This is a genomic window from Nonomuraea sp. IBHARD001, assembly GCF_056106265.1.
In genome coordinates, this window is the sequence record NZ_JBWBBW010000002.1 from 7,102,959 (window position 1) to 7,120,051 (window position 17,093).

General features: G+C 70.8%; 15 protein-coding genes and 1 tRNA gene. 2 read left to right on the plus strand and 14 right to left on the minus strand.

From position 1 onward, the window contains the following. Nucleotides 1-152: 152 nt before the first annotated feature. On the plus strand, nt 153-923 hold the full coding sequence (locus ACTWNK_RS33940) for a hypothetical protein (RefSeq protein WP_474308999.1): 771 nt from the start codon (nt 153-155) through the stop codon (nt 921-923). Nucleotides 924-1,016: 93 nt separating this feature from the next. On the opposite strand, the gene ACTWNK_RS33945 is transcribed toward ACTWNK_RS33940, so the two are convergent. The 5 genes from ACTWNK_RS33945 to nadD form a co-directional block, all read right to left on the minus strand. Beyond that, a tRNA-Ala gene (locus ACTWNK_RS33945) sits at nt 1,017-1,089 on the minus strand. 79 nt (nt 1,090-1,168) lie between these two features. Next, the gene (locus ACTWNK_RS33950; protein ID WP_474309000.1) at nt 1,169-1,789 is read right to left on the minus strand and encodes a histidine phosphatase family protein; all 621 of its coding nucleotides are present in this window, start codon (nt 1,787-1,789) and stop codon (nt 1,169-1,171) included. Next, nucleotides 1,786-2,181, minus strand: coding sequence for a ribosome silencing factor (gene rsfS / locus ACTWNK_RS33955; RefSeq protein ID WP_474309001.1), 396 nt, complete (start codon nt 2,179-2,181; stop codon nt 1,786-1,788). The genes ACTWNK_RS33950 and rsfS overlap by 4 nt, the downstream gene beginning before the upstream one ends. A 69-nt stretch (nt 2,182-2,250) precedes the next feature. Next, nucleotides 2,251-4,113, minus strand: coding sequence for an ABC transporter ATP-binding protein (locus ACTWNK_RS33960; protein ID WP_474309002.1), 1,863 nt, complete (start codon nt 4,111-4,113; stop codon nt 2,251-2,253). Beyond that, entirely contained in the window at nt 4,103-4,726 is a 624-nt protein-coding gene (gene nadD, locus ACTWNK_RS33965; RefSeq protein WP_474309003.1) for a nicotinate-nucleotide adenylyltransferase, read from the minus strand. Before nadD ends, ACTWNK_RS33960 begins: the two co-directional genes overlap by 11 nt. 99 nt (nt 4,727-4,825) lie before the next feature. Between nadD and ACTWNK_RS33970 the strand changes: the two genes are divergently transcribed. Continuing rightward, complete coding sequence (locus tag ACTWNK_RS33970; RefSeq protein WP_474309004.1) at nt 4,826-5,848, plus strand: M48 family metallopeptidase; 1,023 nt, start codon at nt 4,826-4,828, stop codon at nt 5,846-5,848. Between the two features lie 61 nt (nt 5,849-5,909). Here ACTWNK_RS33970 and ACTWNK_RS33975 read toward each other — a convergent pair whose 3' ends face one another. The 9 genes from ACTWNK_RS33975 to ACTWNK_RS34015 form a co-directional block, all read right to left on the minus strand. Beyond that, on the minus strand, nt 5,910-7,973 hold the full coding sequence (locus tag ACTWNK_RS33975; RefSeq protein WP_474309005.1) for a serine/threonine-protein kinase: 2,064 nt from the start codon (nt 7,971-7,973) through the stop codon (nt 5,910-5,912). 122 nt (nt 7,974-8,095) lie between these two features. Further along, a complete protein-coding gene (locus ACTWNK_RS33980) occupies nt 8,096-8,275 on the minus strand; it encodes a hypothetical protein (RefSeq protein WP_474309006.1) in 180 nt (59 codons plus the stop codon). Between the two features lie 61 nt (nt 8,276-8,336). After that, entirely contained in the window at nt 8,337-9,587 is a 1,251-nt protein-coding gene (locus ACTWNK_RS33985) for a glutamate-5-semialdehyde dehydrogenase (RefSeq protein WP_474309007.1), read from the minus strand. Between the two features lie 19 nt (nt 9,588-9,606). Continuing rightward, nucleotides 9,607-10,722, minus strand: coding sequence for a glutamate 5-kinase (proB, locus tag ACTWNK_RS33990; RefSeq protein WP_474309008.1), 1,116 nt, complete (start codon nt 10,720-10,722; stop codon nt 9,607-9,609). A gap of 11 nt (nt 10,723-10,733) precedes the next feature. After that, complete coding sequence (gene obgE, locus ACTWNK_RS33995) at nt 10,734-12,086, minus strand: GTPase ObgE (RefSeq protein ID WP_474309009.1); 1,353 nt, start codon at nt 12,084-12,086, stop codon at nt 10,734-10,736. 109 nt (nt 12,087-12,195) lie between these two features. Then, complete coding sequence (gene rpmA / locus ACTWNK_RS34000) at nt 12,196-12,453, minus strand: 50S ribosomal protein L27 (RefSeq protein ID WP_474309010.1); 258 nt, start codon at nt 12,451-12,453, stop codon at nt 12,196-12,198. A 12-nt stretch (nt 12,454-12,465) separates the two neighbouring features. Next, complete coding sequence (rplU, locus tag ACTWNK_RS34005) at nt 12,466-12,768, minus strand: 50S ribosomal protein L21 (RefSeq protein WP_049575732.1); 303 nt, start codon at nt 12,766-12,768, stop codon at nt 12,466-12,468. 254 nt (nt 12,769-13,022) lie between these two features. Beyond that, the gene (locus ACTWNK_RS34010; RefSeq protein ID WP_474309011.1) at nt 13,023-16,043 is read right to left on the minus strand and encodes an Rne/Rng family ribonuclease; all 3,021 of its coding nucleotides are present in this window, start codon (nt 16,041-16,043) and stop codon (nt 13,023-13,025) included. Between the two features lie 215 nt (nt 16,044-16,258). Then, nucleotides 16,259-17,002 carry a TIGR03936 family radical SAM-associated protein gene (locus ACTWNK_RS34015; protein WP_474309012.1) on the minus strand — a complete coding sequence of 248 codons (744 nt, stop codon included), beginning with the start codon at nt 17,000-17,002 and terminating at the stop codon, nt 16,259-16,261. Nucleotides 17,003-17,093 lie beyond the last annotated feature (91 nt).

Here is a 17,093-nt window from a genome sequence, read left to right on the forward strand (position 1 = left end):
GCGACCACGAACGGCCGTGTCGAGCTCACGCGATGTCTCCGGTATCGCTGACGATCACGACCGCCATCCGGGGATACGCAAAGCACAGTCGCGGTGTCAGCATGGGTGCAGGTCGCATGACGCGATCTGCACCGACCGGCGTGGAGGCGCGCATGAGGACACCGGCTGCGCGTCTGTCGAACATCAGGTTCTCGCGCGTGCTGCCGCTGATGACCCTGCTGGCCGCGGCTTGTGCGCTCGTTCTCGATTTGCTCGGCGTCTTCCAGGCCACACTTGCCGAACAGGTCATCATCGCGCTGCTGGGCCTGCTCGGCGTCGACGCGCTCGTGGAGAGGGCGACCCTGTTCGGCGAGCTGAACAGGCGTCTCAGCGACATCAAGGCCTCCTCCACCTTGCGGAGCCGCATCGAGATGCCCAGTGTTCCGGCGCAGGCCGCACATGCGAAGGAGATCCTGCTTCTCGCCGTTCACGCGACCTCGGCGATCATCCCGCACATGACCTTCTACAGAGAGCGCCTGGAGGCCGGTTGCCGCATGCGTATCCTGCTGATGGATCCCGCGTCTCCGGCCCAGACCCTGTTCACGGGTACGAAGGCCGGGCTCTCGACGCCCGCCAACCTCACCAATCTCTCGCTGGAACATCTCTCCGAACTTCGGAACGCCCTTCACGAGGGAAGGCTCCAAGTCCGTCTCACAGATGCCTTCCTGCCCCACTCACTCTTCGGGATCGACAGCGGCACCAAACACGCCACCATGGTCGTCGAGTTCCAGAACGGCCAAGGAGCGATGGACTCCCGGCCGCATGTCTTCCTCCGGAAGCCCGAAGACACAGGCTGGATCGACTACTACGCCAAAGAGTTCGACCTGAGCTGGGCACGAGCAACACCCTGGCTGCCGGAATCACTGCGCACGGGGGCCGACTGAACAATGCGAGGGCCCGAAGGGGCGGGATCGCGGCCTGGCCGGAAAACAGAAATGTCCCCGCGCCCAAGGGACACAGGGACAAGTCCATTCCTGTGGAGCTAAGGAGATTCGAACTCCTGACCCCCTCCATGCCATGGAGGTGCGCTACCAGCTGCGCTATAGCCCCTGGTCACCGCTGCGAGTGTTCTCGTGGCGGCGCTCGGAGAGCATATAGGCAGCGCTCCGAATTCACCTAATCGACCGGCTCAGGACTCCGCGTCGTCGCTGTTGATGGGCTCCGGCAGGGTGCCGGCGTTGTGTTCGAGCAGGCGCCAGCCCTTGCGGCCCTCCTCCAGGACCGACCAGGAGCAGTTGCCGAGACCGCCCAGGGCGGGCCACAGCTCCTCCGGCAGGCCGAGCAGGGAGGCGATGCCGAGGCGGAGGGCGGCGCCGTGCGAGGCGACGACGAGCAGGCCGTTGTCGTCGAGCTTGGCGGCCCAGCGGCGCATGGCCGCCGAGACGCGTTCGGCGACGTCGGCGACGGGCTCACCGTCGGGCGCGTCCCACGCGAGGTACTCGGCGGGCCAGCGCTCGGCGATCTCCTCCCGGGTGAGCCCCTCCCATCGGCCGCCGCCGCGCTCACGCAGGTCCTTGTCGACCGAGACGTCGAGCCCGACCAGACGGCCGAGCGCCAGCGCGGTGTCGTTGGCCCTGCTGAGGTCGGAGGAGACGATGAGCGAGGGCCGCAGCGAGGCCAGCAGCGAGGCCGCGCGTGCGGCCTGGGCCAGGCCGGTCTCGTCCAGGGCGATGTCGGTGTGGCCCTGGAAGCGGTGCTCGACGTTCCACAGGGTCTGCCCGTGGCGCAGGCAGACGATGCGTCGGCTCACGAACGCGCCCTTTGCGCGGCGGTCTTGGTGACGCTCTCGGGCAGCCCGATGGCCGGGCAGTCCTTCCAGAGACGCTCCAAGGCGTAGAACGTGCGGTCCTCCTCGTGCTGCACGTGCACGACGATGTCGATGTAGTCGAGGAGCACCCAGCGCCCCTCGCGCTCGCCTTCGCGGCGTACCGGCTTGGCGTCGGCCTCGATGCGCAGGCGGTCTTCGATCTCATCGACGATCGCGCGGACCTGGCGGTCGTTGGTGGCGGAGCAGAGCACGAACGCGTCGGTGATGACGAGTTGCTCACTCACGTCGTAGGCGAGAATGTCATCGGCCAGCTTGTCGGCCGCGGCTTCGGCGGCGATCTGGACGAGCTGGACGGCTCTGTCGGATGCGGTCACGATACGGGTCTGTCTCCCTGTGTCGGCGGCCCTCTTGGGCTTTCTACCCCCTTACCGAGGTTACCGCTCCTACGAGTAGGCCTTCGCCTGCAGCGAGTACATCTCGGCGTAGATACCGTCGAGCGCCATCAACGCCTCGTGTGTCCCGCTCTCGGCCACCCGCCCCCGCTCCAGTACGTAGATGCGATCGGCCCAGCGCACACTGGCCAGCCGATGGGTGATCATCAGTACCGTGCGCTGGACGGCGTGCCGCCTGATGCTCTCGAAGATGGCGTGCTCGGAGCGTGCGTCGAGGGATGCGGTCGGCTCGTCGCACACCAGCAGCGGCGCGTCACGGTAGAGCCCTCTGGCGACCGCGATGCGCTGCCACTGCCCGCCCGACAGCTCGCTCCCGCCCCGGTAGGAGGGGTCGAGCAGCGTGTCGAGCCCGTACGGCAGCCTGGCGACGACGGCGTCGGCCCCGGAGGCCTCCAGCGCCTCCTGCAACCCCTTGTCCGCGTCGTGCCTGCCGATGGCGATGTTCTGCCCTGCGGTGAACGGCCAGTGCGTGAAGTCCTGCGCGATGACCGCGACGTGCTCGCGCAACGCGTCCAGGTCCATCTCCTCGTGCCGTACGCCTCCCCACGACACGGTGCCGCCGCCGGGCGCGTACAGCCCGCCGATGACCTTGGCCAGGGTCGTCTTGCCCGAGCCGTTCTCACCGACGAGTGCGACGATCTCGCCGGGTTCGATCCGCACGCTGACCCCGCGCAGCGCCGGTTCCCCGGCCGCAGGGTAGGTGAACACGACGTCGCGCACCTCCACCCTGTCCAGGTCGGCGGGCGGCGCGACCTTGCCACGCGCCGGGATGCGGCCTTCTGCCGTGCGCACGAAGGTCAGGTAGTCCTCGTAGTACAGCCCGGCCTCGTAGGCGTTGTTGACGCCCTGCAGGAGCTGGGCGGTGGCGACCCCGGCCCGCTGGATGGCCAGCACCGCGGTCGCCGCCACCGCCAGCGGCACCGCCCCGCTCACCAGCAGCAGCCCGAGCACCACGTACACGAGCCCGGTGGCGACGCCGCCCAGACTGTCGCCCAGCACCTTCGACACCTGCGCCCGCCGTACGGCACGCAGTTCGTAGGCGGTGATCCAGCGGTAGACGCGGTCGAACTCGGCCAGCAGGTAGGGCCGCATCGTGTACGAGCGCACCTCGGCCGCTGCGGCGCGCTGCGTCATGAGGTCCTGCAGTGTGCCCTGCCTGCGCCTGGCCGCGGCGATGCCCGACGTGACCCGGTAGCCGATGCGCGCGGCCTTGGTCGAGGCCCAGGCGCCGGGCAGCGTCGAGAGCAGGATCAGCGGGAACAGCACCGGATGCAGCACGCCGAGCGCCCCGGACACCGCCAGCAGGCCGATCAGCCCGGACAACGTCTCCAGCACCGCCCACAGCAACATCATCGCGCCGCGCGAGGCGTTGCTGGTGGCCCGTTCGACCTGGTCGTGGAAGTCGGGGTCGTCGAAGGCGACGAGTTCGACCCGTGTGGTCAGCCGTACCAGCCTGGTGTTGACGCCGCGCATGACCTGGGGTTCGAGCCGGTCCCTGGCCCACTGCCCGGCCTCGCGGAACAGCGCGCGGGCCAGGATGGCGCCGATCACGGTCAGGATGGCGGGCAGCGCGGCGCGTACGGTCTCGATCGTCGGCACGGTGGCGAACAGCTGGGACAGCACGTCGGTAGTGGCCAGCAGGCCGAGTGCGGTGAACACCTCGGAGACCAGGGTGGCCGAGACCATCGTCACGGTGTCGAGCCTGTTGGTGTGCCAGGAGAGCACGAGCATGTCGCGGATCAGCGCGGGCAGCCTGGCCACCATCGTGAGCAGGCTGGACGCGGCCACCTCGGCGTCGTGGGCCCACCACGACTCCTCGTTGAGCTCAAGACCGTCGAGCGACTCATCCCCCATGATCGGGAGAGTACAACCCCCTCTTGTTGATGTACTGGACGATGCCGTCCGGCACGAGATACCAGATCGGCTCGCCCTTGGCCACGCGCTTCCGGCACTCGGAGGAGGAGATGGCCAGGGCCGGGATCTCGATCAGGCTGACCTTGCCCTGCGGCAGGCCGGGGTCGTGCAGGACGTGGCCCGGACGGGTGCAGCCGACGAAGTGCGCGATGTCGAACAACTCCTCGACGTCGCGCCAGCTCAGGATGGCCGAGAGGGCGTCGGCTCCGGTGATGAAGTACAGCTCGCTCTCGGGGCCGTAGACGGCGGCGATGTCACGCAGTGTGTCGATCGTGAAGGTGGGGCCTGGGCGGTCCACGTCGACCCGGCTGACGGAGAACCTGGGGTTGGACGCGGTCGCGATGACCGTCATCAGATAGCGGTCCTCGGGGGCCGAGACCACGCGTTCGGCCTTCTGCCAGGGGCGTCCCGTCGGGACGAAGACCACCTCGTCGAGCTGGAAGTGGTGTGCCACCTCGCTCGCGGCGACCAGGTGGCCGTGGTGGATGGGATCGAACGTGCCGCCCATCACCCCCACACGCCGCTTTCCCCGGACACTGGGCGCGTTCATCATGAAACGGACCATACGCGGATGGCCCGCAACACATCACAGCACCCCCCTTTCTCCGGAGAACTCCGGTGAATCGCGCGGCCCGCATCCTGCCGACGTAGCATGCCGAGCATGACGACCACTCCGGATCGCAACCGCGTGCAACTACCCGGCATCTCGTCCCGTGCCTACGAACACCCCGCCGACCGGTCCGCGCTGGTCGCGCTGCGCAAGCTGAGCGGGTTCGACACGGTGCTGAAGCAGATGTCCGGGCTGATCAGCGAGCGCCGCCTGCGCCTGATCTACCTGGCCTCGGCCGTGCGCGTGAGCGAGACCCAGTTCCGCTCGCTGTACGACATGGGCCGCGACGCCGCCTACACCCTCGACCTGCACCGCGTCCCCGAGATCTACGTGCAGCAGGACCCCCAGGTCAACGCCAAGGCGATCGGCTTCGACGACCCGTTCATCGTGGTCTCGACCGGCCTGCTCAACCTCATGGACGAGGAGGAGCAGCGTTTCGTCATCGGCCACGAGACCGCCCACATCCTGTCGGGCCACGCGGTCTACCGCACGATGCTCGACATCCTCACCCGCCTGGCCGCCAGGGTGGCCTGGATCCCGCTGGGCTACATCGGCCTTCGCGCGATCGTCGCGGGCCTGGAGGAGTGGTATCGCAAGTCCGAGCTGTCGGCCGACAGGGGCGGCCTGCTCACCGGCCAGGACCCGCAGGCCGCGATGCGCGCCCTGATGAAGCTGGCGGGCGGCTCGCGCCTGCACGAGATGAACATCGAGGCCTTCCTGGCCCAGGCCCAGGAGTACGACACCGCCGGCGACCTGCGCGACGGCTTCCTCAAGGTGCTCAACCTGCTCGGCACCACGCACCCGTTCGCCGTGGTCCGAGTCGCCGAGCTGGACAAGTGGCAGCGCAGCGGCAGCTACGAGTCGATCCTGGGCGGCGACTACCCGCGCCGCGCCGACGACGCCGACGCCAAGGTGACCGACGAGGTCAAGGCCGCGGCCGAGTCCTACCGCCAGTCGTGGTCGGAGTCGCAGGACCCGTTCATCGGCGTGCTGCGCGACGTCGCCGAAGGCGCGGTCAACGCGGGCGAGCGCATCTTCAACCGCTTCGCCAGACGCGACAGCTAGCCCGACCTCCGTTGGACCAGGCCCGGAAGCCCGCCTTCCGGGCCTCTATCATGTCCGCGGGTCACAGCGACAGCAGCAGTGCGATCGCGCGTACGGCGGCGGCGCACAGGGCGACGAAGCCGCCGAGCACCACCAGGGCACGCAGGCCCTCCTTGCGCAGGTCGGGCAGTTGCGGTCCGACGCGTTCGATCTCGCGCCCGGCGATGCCGCCACAGACCACGCCGAAGATCACGCCGCCGACCGTGACCGGCATCGGCAGCTGCCACCAGTCGTGACCGAGCTCGCCGCCCGCCGTCAGCCACAGCGCCAGTCCGGCCGCCGCCGCCGCGGGCAGCCCCGGCCAGGCCACCACCGTGACCGCCGAGCCCGCGAACGCGAACGGGAACAGCAGCACGCGCAACGCCACCCGCACCTTGCGCGACTTGCACTTCTTGACCATCCAGTGCCCGGCCCACAACGCACGGGCCAGCACGATCAGCGTCGCCGTCACCCCGAACGTGGCCACCGGCCAGATCACACTCGCCACCACGCACGGCACCGCGAGCACCGCGAGCAGCAGCAGCGCCGCATTGCCCGCGGGCAGCGCACCGGCCGTGCCCGCCTCGGCCCTGAGCGCGGCCGTCCGCCTGGCCACCCGCACCCTGGCGCCCTTGGCCTCCTCGCCCGTCCTGGCGCGCGCGGCCTTGGCCTCCTCGCCCGTCACCGCGCCTCTGACCTTGGCGACGGCCGTCTTGCCGCGCTTGCCGTCCTCAACGGCCGATGGGCCTCTGGGCCTGGCCGCGGCCGAGGCGCCGCGTCCTTCGTCGCCCGTCGCCGTGCCACGCCCTCGGGTGGCGCCCGTGTCGGCCGTGGCGGCGCCCCTGGCCCTGGCCGCGCCGCTGTCGGCCGAGGCCGCCGCCGCCCTGGCTCTCGGGCCGGTCGCGTCCGTGGTGCCACGGCCGCCACGCGCTCCCATGCCGTCGGCCCCGGCGGCGCTCCTGCCCCGCGCCGCGGGCGCCTCGGCGCCGGAGGCGGGCCTGCCCCTGCTCACGGGCGTGTCGGCGCCGCCTGACGCACTCCTGGCCCTGGCCGCGCCCGTGCCGCCACGCCCCTCCTCGGCCGGTGTGCGTGTCCTGGCGCCGTCGGGCTGGCCCTGCGGGCGTCTGGGCGGGGTCTTGGTCTCGGTGTCCGGCCTCGGGCGCTGGGCCGCGGAGGCGCCGTCGTCCTGCGCGGCCTGGCCCGGCTGCTGACGCCTGGGGCCGGTGCCCGGATCGGTCCCCTGCTCGCTCACCCTGGACCCGGCGACCGGCTCACCCCGCGCCGACCGTACGGCATGCGGGCCCGACGCGGCGCTCGCCCTGGCCAGGCGGGTGAGGCGGTCGGCCAGCAGGGCGGCCGTCGGGCGCTTGCCGGGCTCGCGGTTGAGCGCGGCCCGCACCAGCGGCAGCAGCCCGGCCGGGACGCCCTTGAGGTCGGCCTGGCCGTTGAGCACGTTGTACATCTGCGCCTCGACCGTGCCCCGGCCGAACGTCGGCCTGCCGGTCGCGGCGAACGCCACCGTCGCGGCCCACGCGTGCACGTCGGCGGGCTCGGCGACGTGCTCGTCGGCGAACAGCTCGGGAGCGGCGTAACCGGGCGTGCCGAGGAACGTGCCCGTCATGGTCAGCCGGGTGGCGTCGAGCACCTGCGCGATGCCGAAGTCGATGAGCACCGGCCCCTCGACCGCCATGAGGATGTTGGCCGGCTTGAGATCGCGGTGCACCACACCCGCCGCATGGATGATCGCCAGCGCCGTGGCCACGCCCTGGGCCAGCTCCAGCAGGTCGCCACCGACGAGCGGCCCGCCCCGCCGTACCCTGGCCAGCAGGGTGTCGCCCTCGATGTGCTCCATGACAAGGTACGGCTTGGCGCATTCGAGGTCGGCGTCCAGCACCCGTGCGACGTAGGGGCTCTCGACCCGTCGCAGGGCTCTGACCTCTCGCTCAAGCCGTACCCTGGCGGCGGCATCGTCCTCCACCAGGTCGCGGAGCATCTTGAGTGCCACGCGCTCGCCTCGCCGGCTGGAGGCGAGATATACCTCGCCCATGCCGCCTCGGCCAACGCGCTCCAGAAGCGTGTAAGGCCCGACCTTGCCGAGCTTGCTCACGCTCCCTCCCCGCTCGGCGCACACATAAGGGGCAACACCCTAGCGCCCTCGGCCCGCCACGGCCGCGCGGCGCGCCGGAGCGTCACCAGATCATCTGGGCGAGCTCGGACAGGCGTGCCACCTCACCGGCGCGTACCGTCGGACAGCAGGGTGTCCAGCTCGGCCGTCGGCTCGGCCGCCAGGTCGCGGCGGCCGGTGCGGCGCCAGCGGACGTGGCCCCTGCCCTCCATCCACAGCAGCAGCCTGTCGGCGCCGAACAGCATGATCCCGGAAAAGGCCAGCGCGACCACGATCTCCACCATGGCCTCAGCAACGCATCCCGGGACCGGTCGCACCGGCCCGACACGCGGCGTATTGCCGTTCTCAGCCCCGGACGTGACCTTCGCCGGTGTAGACCCACTTGGTGGAGGTCAGCTCAGGCAGCCCCATCGGGCCCCTGGAGTGCAGCTTCTGGGTGGAGATGCCGATCTCGGCGCCGAAACCGAACTCCCCGCCGTCGGTGAACCGGGTCGAGGCGTTGACCGCGACGGCCGCCGAGTCGACCAGCGAGACGAACCTGCGCGCCGCCCCCTGCGAACGCGTCACGATCGCGTCGGTGTGGCCGGAGCCGTAGGTCCTGATGTGGCGCACGGCCTCCTCGAGGGAGCCCACCACGGCGGCGGCGATGTCGAGGGAGAGGAACTCGGCCCCGAAGTCCTCGTCGGTGACCGGCACGACCGCGTCCGAGTGCGCGGCGACCGCGGCGTCGCCGTGCACGGTCACCCCGGCGTCGGCGAGCGCGGCCAGCGCCCCGGGCAGGAACGCGTCGGCCACGTCGGCGTGCACCAGGAACGTCTCGGCCGCGTTGCACACCGAAGGGCGCTGCACCTTGGCATTGAGCAGGATCGACAGCGCCATGTCGAGATCGGCGTCGGCGTCGACGTAGACGTGGCAGTTGCCGACGCCGGTCTCGATCACAGGTACGGTCGACTCCTCGACCACGGAGTTGATCAGCGAGGCGCCGCCCCTGGGGATCAGCACGTCGACCAGGCCGCGCGCCCGCATGAGGTGCTTGACCGACTCGCGCGTCTGGCCGGGCACCAGCTGCACGGCGCCCTGCGGCACCTCGGTGGCGGCCAGGGCCTCCTGCATCACGCGTACGAGCACGGTGTTGGACTCAAAGGCGCTGGAGGAGCCGCGCAGCAGCACCGCGTTGCCGCTCTTGAGGCACAGCGCGGCGGCGTCGACCGTGACATTGGGCCTGCCCTCGTAGATGATGCCGATCACGCCGAGCGGCACCCTCAGCTGGCGCAGCTCAAGGCCGTTGGGCAGGGTGCTGCCGCGCACCACCTCGCCGACGGGGTCGGGCAGGTCGGCCACCTCGCGCACGGCATCGGCGATCCTGGCGATCCTGGCCTCGTCGAGCCGCAACCTGTCGATCATGGTCTCGGACGTGCCGGACTCGCGGGCCCGCTCCACGTCGAGGGCGTTGGCCGCGACGATCTCGGCGCTCCTGGCCACCAGCGCGTCGGCGAGCGTGCGCAGCGCCCGGTCCTTCGGCGCCCTCGGCAGCGGAGCCAGCTCGGCGGCGGCCTCTCGCGCCGCATGGGCAACCTTCAGGAAGTCCTCGGACATCTCACACTCCGCCTGCGATCTAGTGGTGGGACTCCAGTATGACGATGTCGTCGCGGTGAATGAGCTCGCGTTCATATTCCGGACCGAGCTCGCTGGCCAGCTCACGCGTGGAGCGGCCCATCAGGCCGGGGATCTCGCCCGCGTCGAAGTTGACCAGGCCGCGCGCCACCACCCTGCCCAGTGGCCCGCACAGGTCGACGGGGTCCCCGGCGGCGAAGTCGCCCTCGACCGACACCACTCCGGCGGGCAGCAGCGACTTGCGCCGCCCCACGACCGCCTCGACGGCGCCGTCGTCCAGGTGCAGCCTGCCCCGGCCGGTGGTGGCGTGTGCCAGCCACAGCAGCCGGGTGCCGGGGTGACGGCCTTCGGGATGGAAGTACGTGCCGACGTCGGACCCGGCCAGGGCGTGTGCCGCGTGCGCGGCGGCCGTCAGCACCACCGGCACGCCCGCGCCCGTCGCGATGCGGGCCGCCTGCACCTTGGTGATCATCCCGCCGGTGCCGACGGCTCCCGACCTGCCGAGCTCGACGCCGACCAGGTCCTGCGGGCCCCTGATGTCGCTCAGGCGCTGCGAGCCCGGCTTGCGCGGGTCGCCGTCGTAGAGGGCGTCGACGTCCGACAGCAGCACCAGGGCGTCGGCGTGGGTCAGGTGCGCCACCAGGGCGGCCAGCCTGTCGTTGTCGCCGAAGCGGATCTCGTCGGTGGCCACCGTGTCGTTCTCGTTGACGACCGGCATGATGCCGAGCTCCAGCAGCCTGCTCAGCGTGCGCTGGGCGTTGGCGTGGTGCGAGCGGCGCATCATGTCGTCGGCGGTCAGCAGCACCTGGCCGACGCGCAGGCCGTACCTGGCGAAGGAGGAGGTGTACCTGGCCACCAGCACGCCCTGGCCCACGGAGGCGGCGGCCTGCTGGGTCGCCAGGTCACGTGGCCTGGCGGTCAGGCCGAGCGGGCCGAGCCCGGCGGCGATGGCGCCCGACGACACCAGCACGATCTGGGTGCCCAGGCGGCGTCTGGCCGCGAGCACGTCGACGAGCGCGTCGACGCGGTCGACGTCGATCATGCCCTGGGGGGTGGTGAGCGAGGAGGAGCCGACCTTGACGACGACCCTCGACGCTCCGCTGATCCGATCGCGCACCTGGTGTACCCCTATCCGAGCCGGTTGTCCGTGCCGCGGGGCCCGACCCTGATCGCCTCGGCGTTGAGCGTGGGCTGCCAGTCGAAGATGTAGCCGCTCTCCATGGACCCGATGACGACCTCGGCTCCCGCGACGGCTCCGGCCTTGACCAGCTCCTCCTCGACGCCGAGCCGCTCCAGCCTGTCGGCCAGGTAACCGACGGCCTCGTCGTTGGTGAAGTCGGTCTGCCTGATCCAGCGCTCCGGCTTATCGCCGGTGACCTGGAACTGGTGGTCGGTGATCTTACGGACCTTGAAGCCGGTCTCGCCGAGCTGCCTGGGCCTGATGACCAGGCGCGTGGGCTCCTCGACCGGGGCCGCGGCCCTGGCCGCCGACACCATCTCGGCCATGGCGAACGTGAGCTCGCGCAGGCCGTCGTGCGAGGCGGCCGAGATCGTGAAGACCCGCAGGCCGCGCTCCTCCAGCATCGGCCGCACGATGTCGGCCAGTTCACGGGCGTCAGGCACGTCGGACTTGTTCAGCACCGCCATGCGCGGCCGGTCCTCCAGCTTGCCGTACGCGGCGAGTTCGGCCTCGATGGTGTCGAAGTCGGTGATCGGGTCGCGGCCCGGCTCCATCGTGGCGCAGTCGATGACGTGCACGATCGTGTTGCAGCGCTCGACATGACGCAGGAACTCGTGGCCTAGACCCTTGCCCTCGGAGGCGCCGGGGATCAGGCCGGGCACGTCGGCGACGGTGAAGACTGTCTCACCCGCGGTGACGACACCCAGGTTGGGGATCAGCGTGGTGAACGGGTAGTCGGCGATCTTCGGCCTGGCCGCGCTCAGCGCCGCGATCAGCGAGGACTTGCCCGCGCTCGGGAAGCCGACGAGCGCCACGTCGGCGACGCTCTTCATCTCCAGCATCACGTCGAGGCCGTCGCCGGGCTCGCCGAGCAGCGCGAAGCCGGGGGCCTTGCGCTTGGTCGAGGCCAAGGCGGCGTTGCCGAGCCCGCCGTGGCCGCCTTCGGCGATCACGTAGCGGGTGCCCGCGCCGATCAGGTCGACGAGGACCTCGCCGCTCTGGGCGTCCTTGACCACGGTGCCGTTGGGCACCGGCAGGATCACGTCGCCGCCGTTGGCGCCGTCGCGGTTGGAGCCCGCGCCCTGCTTGCCGTTGTCGGCCTTGCGGTGCGGCCTGCGGTGGTAGTCGAGCAGCGTCGCGGTGTTGGCGTCGACCTCGAGGATCACATCGCCGCCGCGTCCGCCGTTGCCGCCGTCGGGGCCGCCGAGCGGCTTGAACTTCTCCCGATGGACGGAGGCGCAGCCGTTACCGCCGTCACCGGCCTTGATGTGCAGGACCACCTGATCGACGAAGTCCGGCATCTCTGCCTCCCCCCTATGGGCACGTCAGTACTACTTCTGGGTGAAACACGACAAGGGGCGGATCGCCGAGTGCGATCCACCCCTTGCCTAACGTCGAGCGGTGGCGGATCTACTCCGCGACCGGGACGATGCTGACGGCCTTGCGACCGCGCTTGATGCCGAACTGCACGTGGCCCGCGGCCAGCGCGAACAGCGTGTCGTCGCCACCGCGGCCGACGTTGTCGCCGGGGTGGAAGTGGGTGCCACGCTGACGGACGATGATCTCGCCCGCGTTGACCAGCTGGCCGCCGAAGCGCTTGACGCCCAGGCGCTGGGCGTTGGAGTCACGGCCGTTCCGGGTGGACGACGCGCCCTTCTTGTGTGCCATCTCTACTCCCGATCAGGCCTGGTCGATGCCGGTGATCTTGACCTGGGTGTACCGCTGACGGTGACCCTGGCGCTTCTTGTAACCGGTCTTGTTCTTGTACTTGAGAATGCGGATCTTCGGGCCCTTGGTCTCGCCGAGGATCTCGGCGCTCACCGTGAACTTGCCCGCCTCCGTGGTCACATCGCCGTCGTTGACGACGAGCACCGTCGGCAGCGAAACCGAAGAACCGACCTCGCCGGCGACCTTGTCCACCTCGAGGACGTCACCGACGGAGACCTTCTGCTGCCTGCCGCCGCAACGAACGATCGCGTACACCGCGGAACCCTTCTGCTGTCTACTGTTGTTGAGACCCGCGACACACCCGAAGGGGTGTCCCGGACTCCCGAATGCTGCGTCCGTCATCCGGCTGCCGTCTGGAGACCAACGAACCGAGCGAGCGCGCAAGAACAGGGCACGTCGCTGACGCACCGATAGACAAGGGTACCGGTTAAAGGTCCCCTGGTCGAACCGGGCGGATCGTCGGTAGTCGGCCGAAGCCGCCCGGCGACGCTGGGGCGTCGCCGAGGGCTCTAATCTGCCGACTTGGCTCGGCGGGAGCGTCTCCGCCCCCGGCCAGAAGTCTGAGTCGCCTGGTCGTCCTCCGAAGAGGGAACGTCATCAAGCGCACCGGTCACGGTATCACGACCGGCGGACTCGTTCGCCGCGGAAACCTTGTCGGCCACCGACTTCTCGATCGCCATCTTGCCCTGGGTGCCGCGCGGCTCGGGCTTTCCCTCGACCGGTTCGGTCGAGACGATCAGCCCACGCCCGTTGCAGCAGTCACACGGCGTCGAGAAGGCCTCCAGCAGGCCCTGTCCGACCCGCTTACGCGTCATCTGGACGAGACCGAGCGAGGTGACCTCCGCGACCTGGTGCTTGGTCCTGTCGCGCGCCAGGCACTCCAGGAGCCTGCGCAGGACGAGGTCGCGGTTGCTCTCCAGCACCATGTCGATGAAGTCGATGACGATGATGCCGCCGATGTCGCGCAGCCTGAGCTGGCGGACGATCTCCTCGGCCGCCTCCAGGTTGTTGCGCGTGACCGTCTCCTCCAGGTTGCCGCCCTGGCCGGTGAACTTGCCGGTGTTGACGTCGACGACGGTCATCGCCTCGGTCCTGTCGATCACCAGGGAGCCGCCCGAAGGCAGCCACACCTTGCGCTCAAGGGCCTTGGCGAGCTGCTCGTCGATGCGGTACGCGGCGAAGACGTCGCCGTCCTCGTCCCACTTGGTCAGCCTGTCGCCCAGGTGCGGCGCGACGTACTTGACGTAGTCGTCGACCGTCTCCCAGGCGTCGTCGCCCTGGACGACCAGCGAGGTGAAGTCCTCGTTGAACACATCGCGGACGACGCGGATCGTCAGGTCGGGCTCGGAGGAGAGCAGCTCGGGCGGGCTGGCCGACTTGGCCTTGCGCTGGATGTTCTCCCACTGCGCCGACAGCCTGGCCACGTCGCGGGCGAGCTCCTCCTCGGAGGCGCCTTCGGCAGCGGTGCGGACGATCACACCGGCGTTCTCCGGCATGACCTTCTTCAGGATGCTCTTGAGCCGCGTGCGCTCCTTGTCGGGCAGCTTGCGGCTGATGCCGGTCATCGACCCGTCGGGCACGTAGACCAGGTAGCGGCCCGGCAGCGAGATCTGGGAGGTCAGGCGGGCGCCCTTGTGGCCCATCGGGTCCTTGGTGACCTGCACCAGGACCGACTGGCCCGACTTCAGGGCGACCTCGATGCGCTTGGGCTGACCTTCGAGACCGGCGGTGTCGAAGTTCACCTCTCCGGCGTACAGGACGGCGTTGCGGCCCTTGCCGATGTCGACGAAGGCGGCCTCCATCGAGGGCAGGACGTTCTGCACCTTGCCGAGGTAGACGTTGCCGACGTAGGACTGGCTGGCCTCGCGGTTGACGTAGTGCTCGACGAGCACGCCGTCCTCAAGCACCGCGATCTGCGTGCGGTCGCCGTGGCGGCGCACCACCATCATGCGGTCGACGGACTCGCGCCTGGCGAGGAACTCCGACTCGGTGATGATCGGCGGACGCCTGCGGCCGAGCTCGCGGCCCTCGCGGCGGCGCTGCTTCTTGGCCTCCAGGCGGGTCGAGCCACGCACGCTCTGCACGCCGTCGCCCGCGGTCTCCATCGAGGAGGAGCGGCCCGAACGCGGGGCGCGGATGCGCACGACGGTGTTCGGCGGGTCGTCGGGCGTGGGCTCGGCGCCGTCGTCGCCACCCCTGCGGCGCCTGCGACGGCGCCTGCGCGAGGAGGAGCTGTCGTCGTCGGCGTCGTCTGCGGCCGACTCCTCGGTCTGCTCGGACTCGTCGTCGTCGGACTCGCCGTCGTCGGCGTCGTCACGCTCACGCGACTTGCCCCGGCCCCTGCCGCCCCTGCGGCGACGCCTGCGACGGCCCGAGCCCTCCTCCTGCTCGGAGTCGTGCTCGTCGTCCTCGGCGGCGTCGTCGGTGAGCTCCAGGTCCTCGGGCTCGGGCTCCGGCTGCTTGACCGGCTCGGGCTGGGCCTGCCGCACCGGCTGTACGGGGGCGGGCTGCGCCTGGCGGGCGTGCTGCGGCTCCGGCGCCTGGAACAGCGGGGCGAAGATGGCGGCCGGGCGCTGGAACACCGCGCCCGATGCCTGCCTGGCCGGCTCGTTGCGGCCGAACGGGTCGGCGAACAGGCCGGGGCGCTCGATCTCGAGCTCCTCCCCGGCGGGCTCGTCGTCGAGGGGCTCGTCCTCGGGCAGCTCCTCCACCAGGGCGGCGGCCAGCGCGACCTCGGCCGGGCTCTCGACGGGCTCCTCATCGGCCTTCTTGCGCGACCTGCGGCGCTTGGCGGGGGCCTCGACGGCCGGAGCCTCGGCGGCGGGGGCCTCGACGACGACGGCCTCCGCGACCTCGGGCTCGGCCTCCACGGCCTTGGCCCTGCTCCTGGTCCGCCGGGTGGGCGCGCTCTTGGCGGGCGCCTCCTCGACGACCTGCTCGGGCTCCGGGGCCTGCTCGGCCTGCGCCGACGCGGCGGTGCGCCTCGACTGCCTGGTCGCCCTCGCCGGCTTGGGCTCGACGGGCGCCTCGGCCTGCTCAGGCTGGGCGGCCTGCTCGGCCGCGACGGCCGTGACGGAGGCGGCGGGGGCCTCGGGCTCCTCGGGAGCGGCGGCGGCCTTGACCGCCCGCGTCCTGGTGCGCTTGGGCTTGTCGGCGGGCGCGGCGGCGGCGACGGCCTCGGCGGGCGCGTCCACCACGCCGTTGGCGACCGCCGCGCCGTCGGTGGCAGCGCTCCCAGCCTCGTCGTCCTGCTCGGCGCTCTTCTTCGTGCTTCGGCGGCGCGTCGCCGTCGTCGTGGTCGCCGACCGCGTGCGGGTCGCCCGCTTGGGCGCCGTCTCGATCACGTCGGAGACCTCGGACGCGGTGCCCGCCGGTGTGGTCACCGGCGCGGCGGGCGCGTCGTCGATCTCGGGCGGCGGGCCCGCGGGCCTGCTGGCCGCGCGCCTGCGCGTGATCTGGTCGCTGGTGTTCTGATCGTTTGTTTCCCCGCCGGAACCGATGGCCCCGGCGTTGGGCTCGTTGTCGAGCATGCGGGCGCTCTCCCGTCAGCTCCCGGGCGCGTCGCCGCGCCGCGCAGGAGCCCTCGTGTCTCGTTGTCCGCCCGCGCCTCATGTGAGGCGCAGGCGCCAAGTCCTGTCAAATGCTGCCAAGTCCTGTCAGCGGCCACACCCCTGCGGAGCACGGCCAGGGGCCGCGTCCCTCAGATCGTCTGCCGGCACTCGGCGATGTCTGACGGACCCATTCCCTAAACGGCGACGTGGTCGCCCGCCGGTCCCGCGTCGCCGCCGCGCGAAATGTCGCGGTCAAGGTCGAACGGGTCGGCCGGCTCACCGGTGCCTGCGTCCAGCGGCCCCTGCGCCAGCCTGGTCACCTCGGGGGGGACCGGCGGCGCGAAGTCGGCCACAAGGCGCAAGCCTGTGAGCACGTCGTCGGGTCGAACGGCAGGAGTCACGTGCCGAACAACCATGCGCAGTATGACACACGACTGTCCGTGCACCTGAGCTGCGGTTCTCGATGTTCCCAGCGCCAGCACCGCCGAACGGGCGTCGAACCGGCGCAGACCCTTCTTCGTCATGCGCTCGACCTCGACGACCTCGGAGGCGAGGAACTTCGCCACGGCCGCCTCGGCCAGGTCGGCGTCGAGATCGCGCAACCGCAGCTCCCACGCCGAGACCTCCAGCCTGTCGGCCAGGGCGCCGCCGGTGGCCTCGACGACCTCGAGCACGTCGATGCCGGGCGGGAGCGAGGCGTCGAGCGCGGCCCTGAGCTGCTCGGGGTCGCACGGCCTCGTCACCCCGATCTCAAGGTACTCGGCCTCGCTGGCGACACCGGTCGGCGCCGCCGAACCCGCGTAGGAGATCTTCGGATGGGGCGAGAAGCCCGCGCTGAACGCCACGGGGACACCGGCCCGCCTGACCGCTCTTTCGACGGCACGGGTGATGTCACGGTGACTGGTGAAGCGCAGCCGACCGCGCTTGGCGTAGCGCACGCGAAGGCGCTGCACCGTGGGCGCGGGCGCAGGCCCGTCGGGAACAGGTTTCAGAGCGCTGTCATCCTTCCCATCTCGTCGTCATCATCCC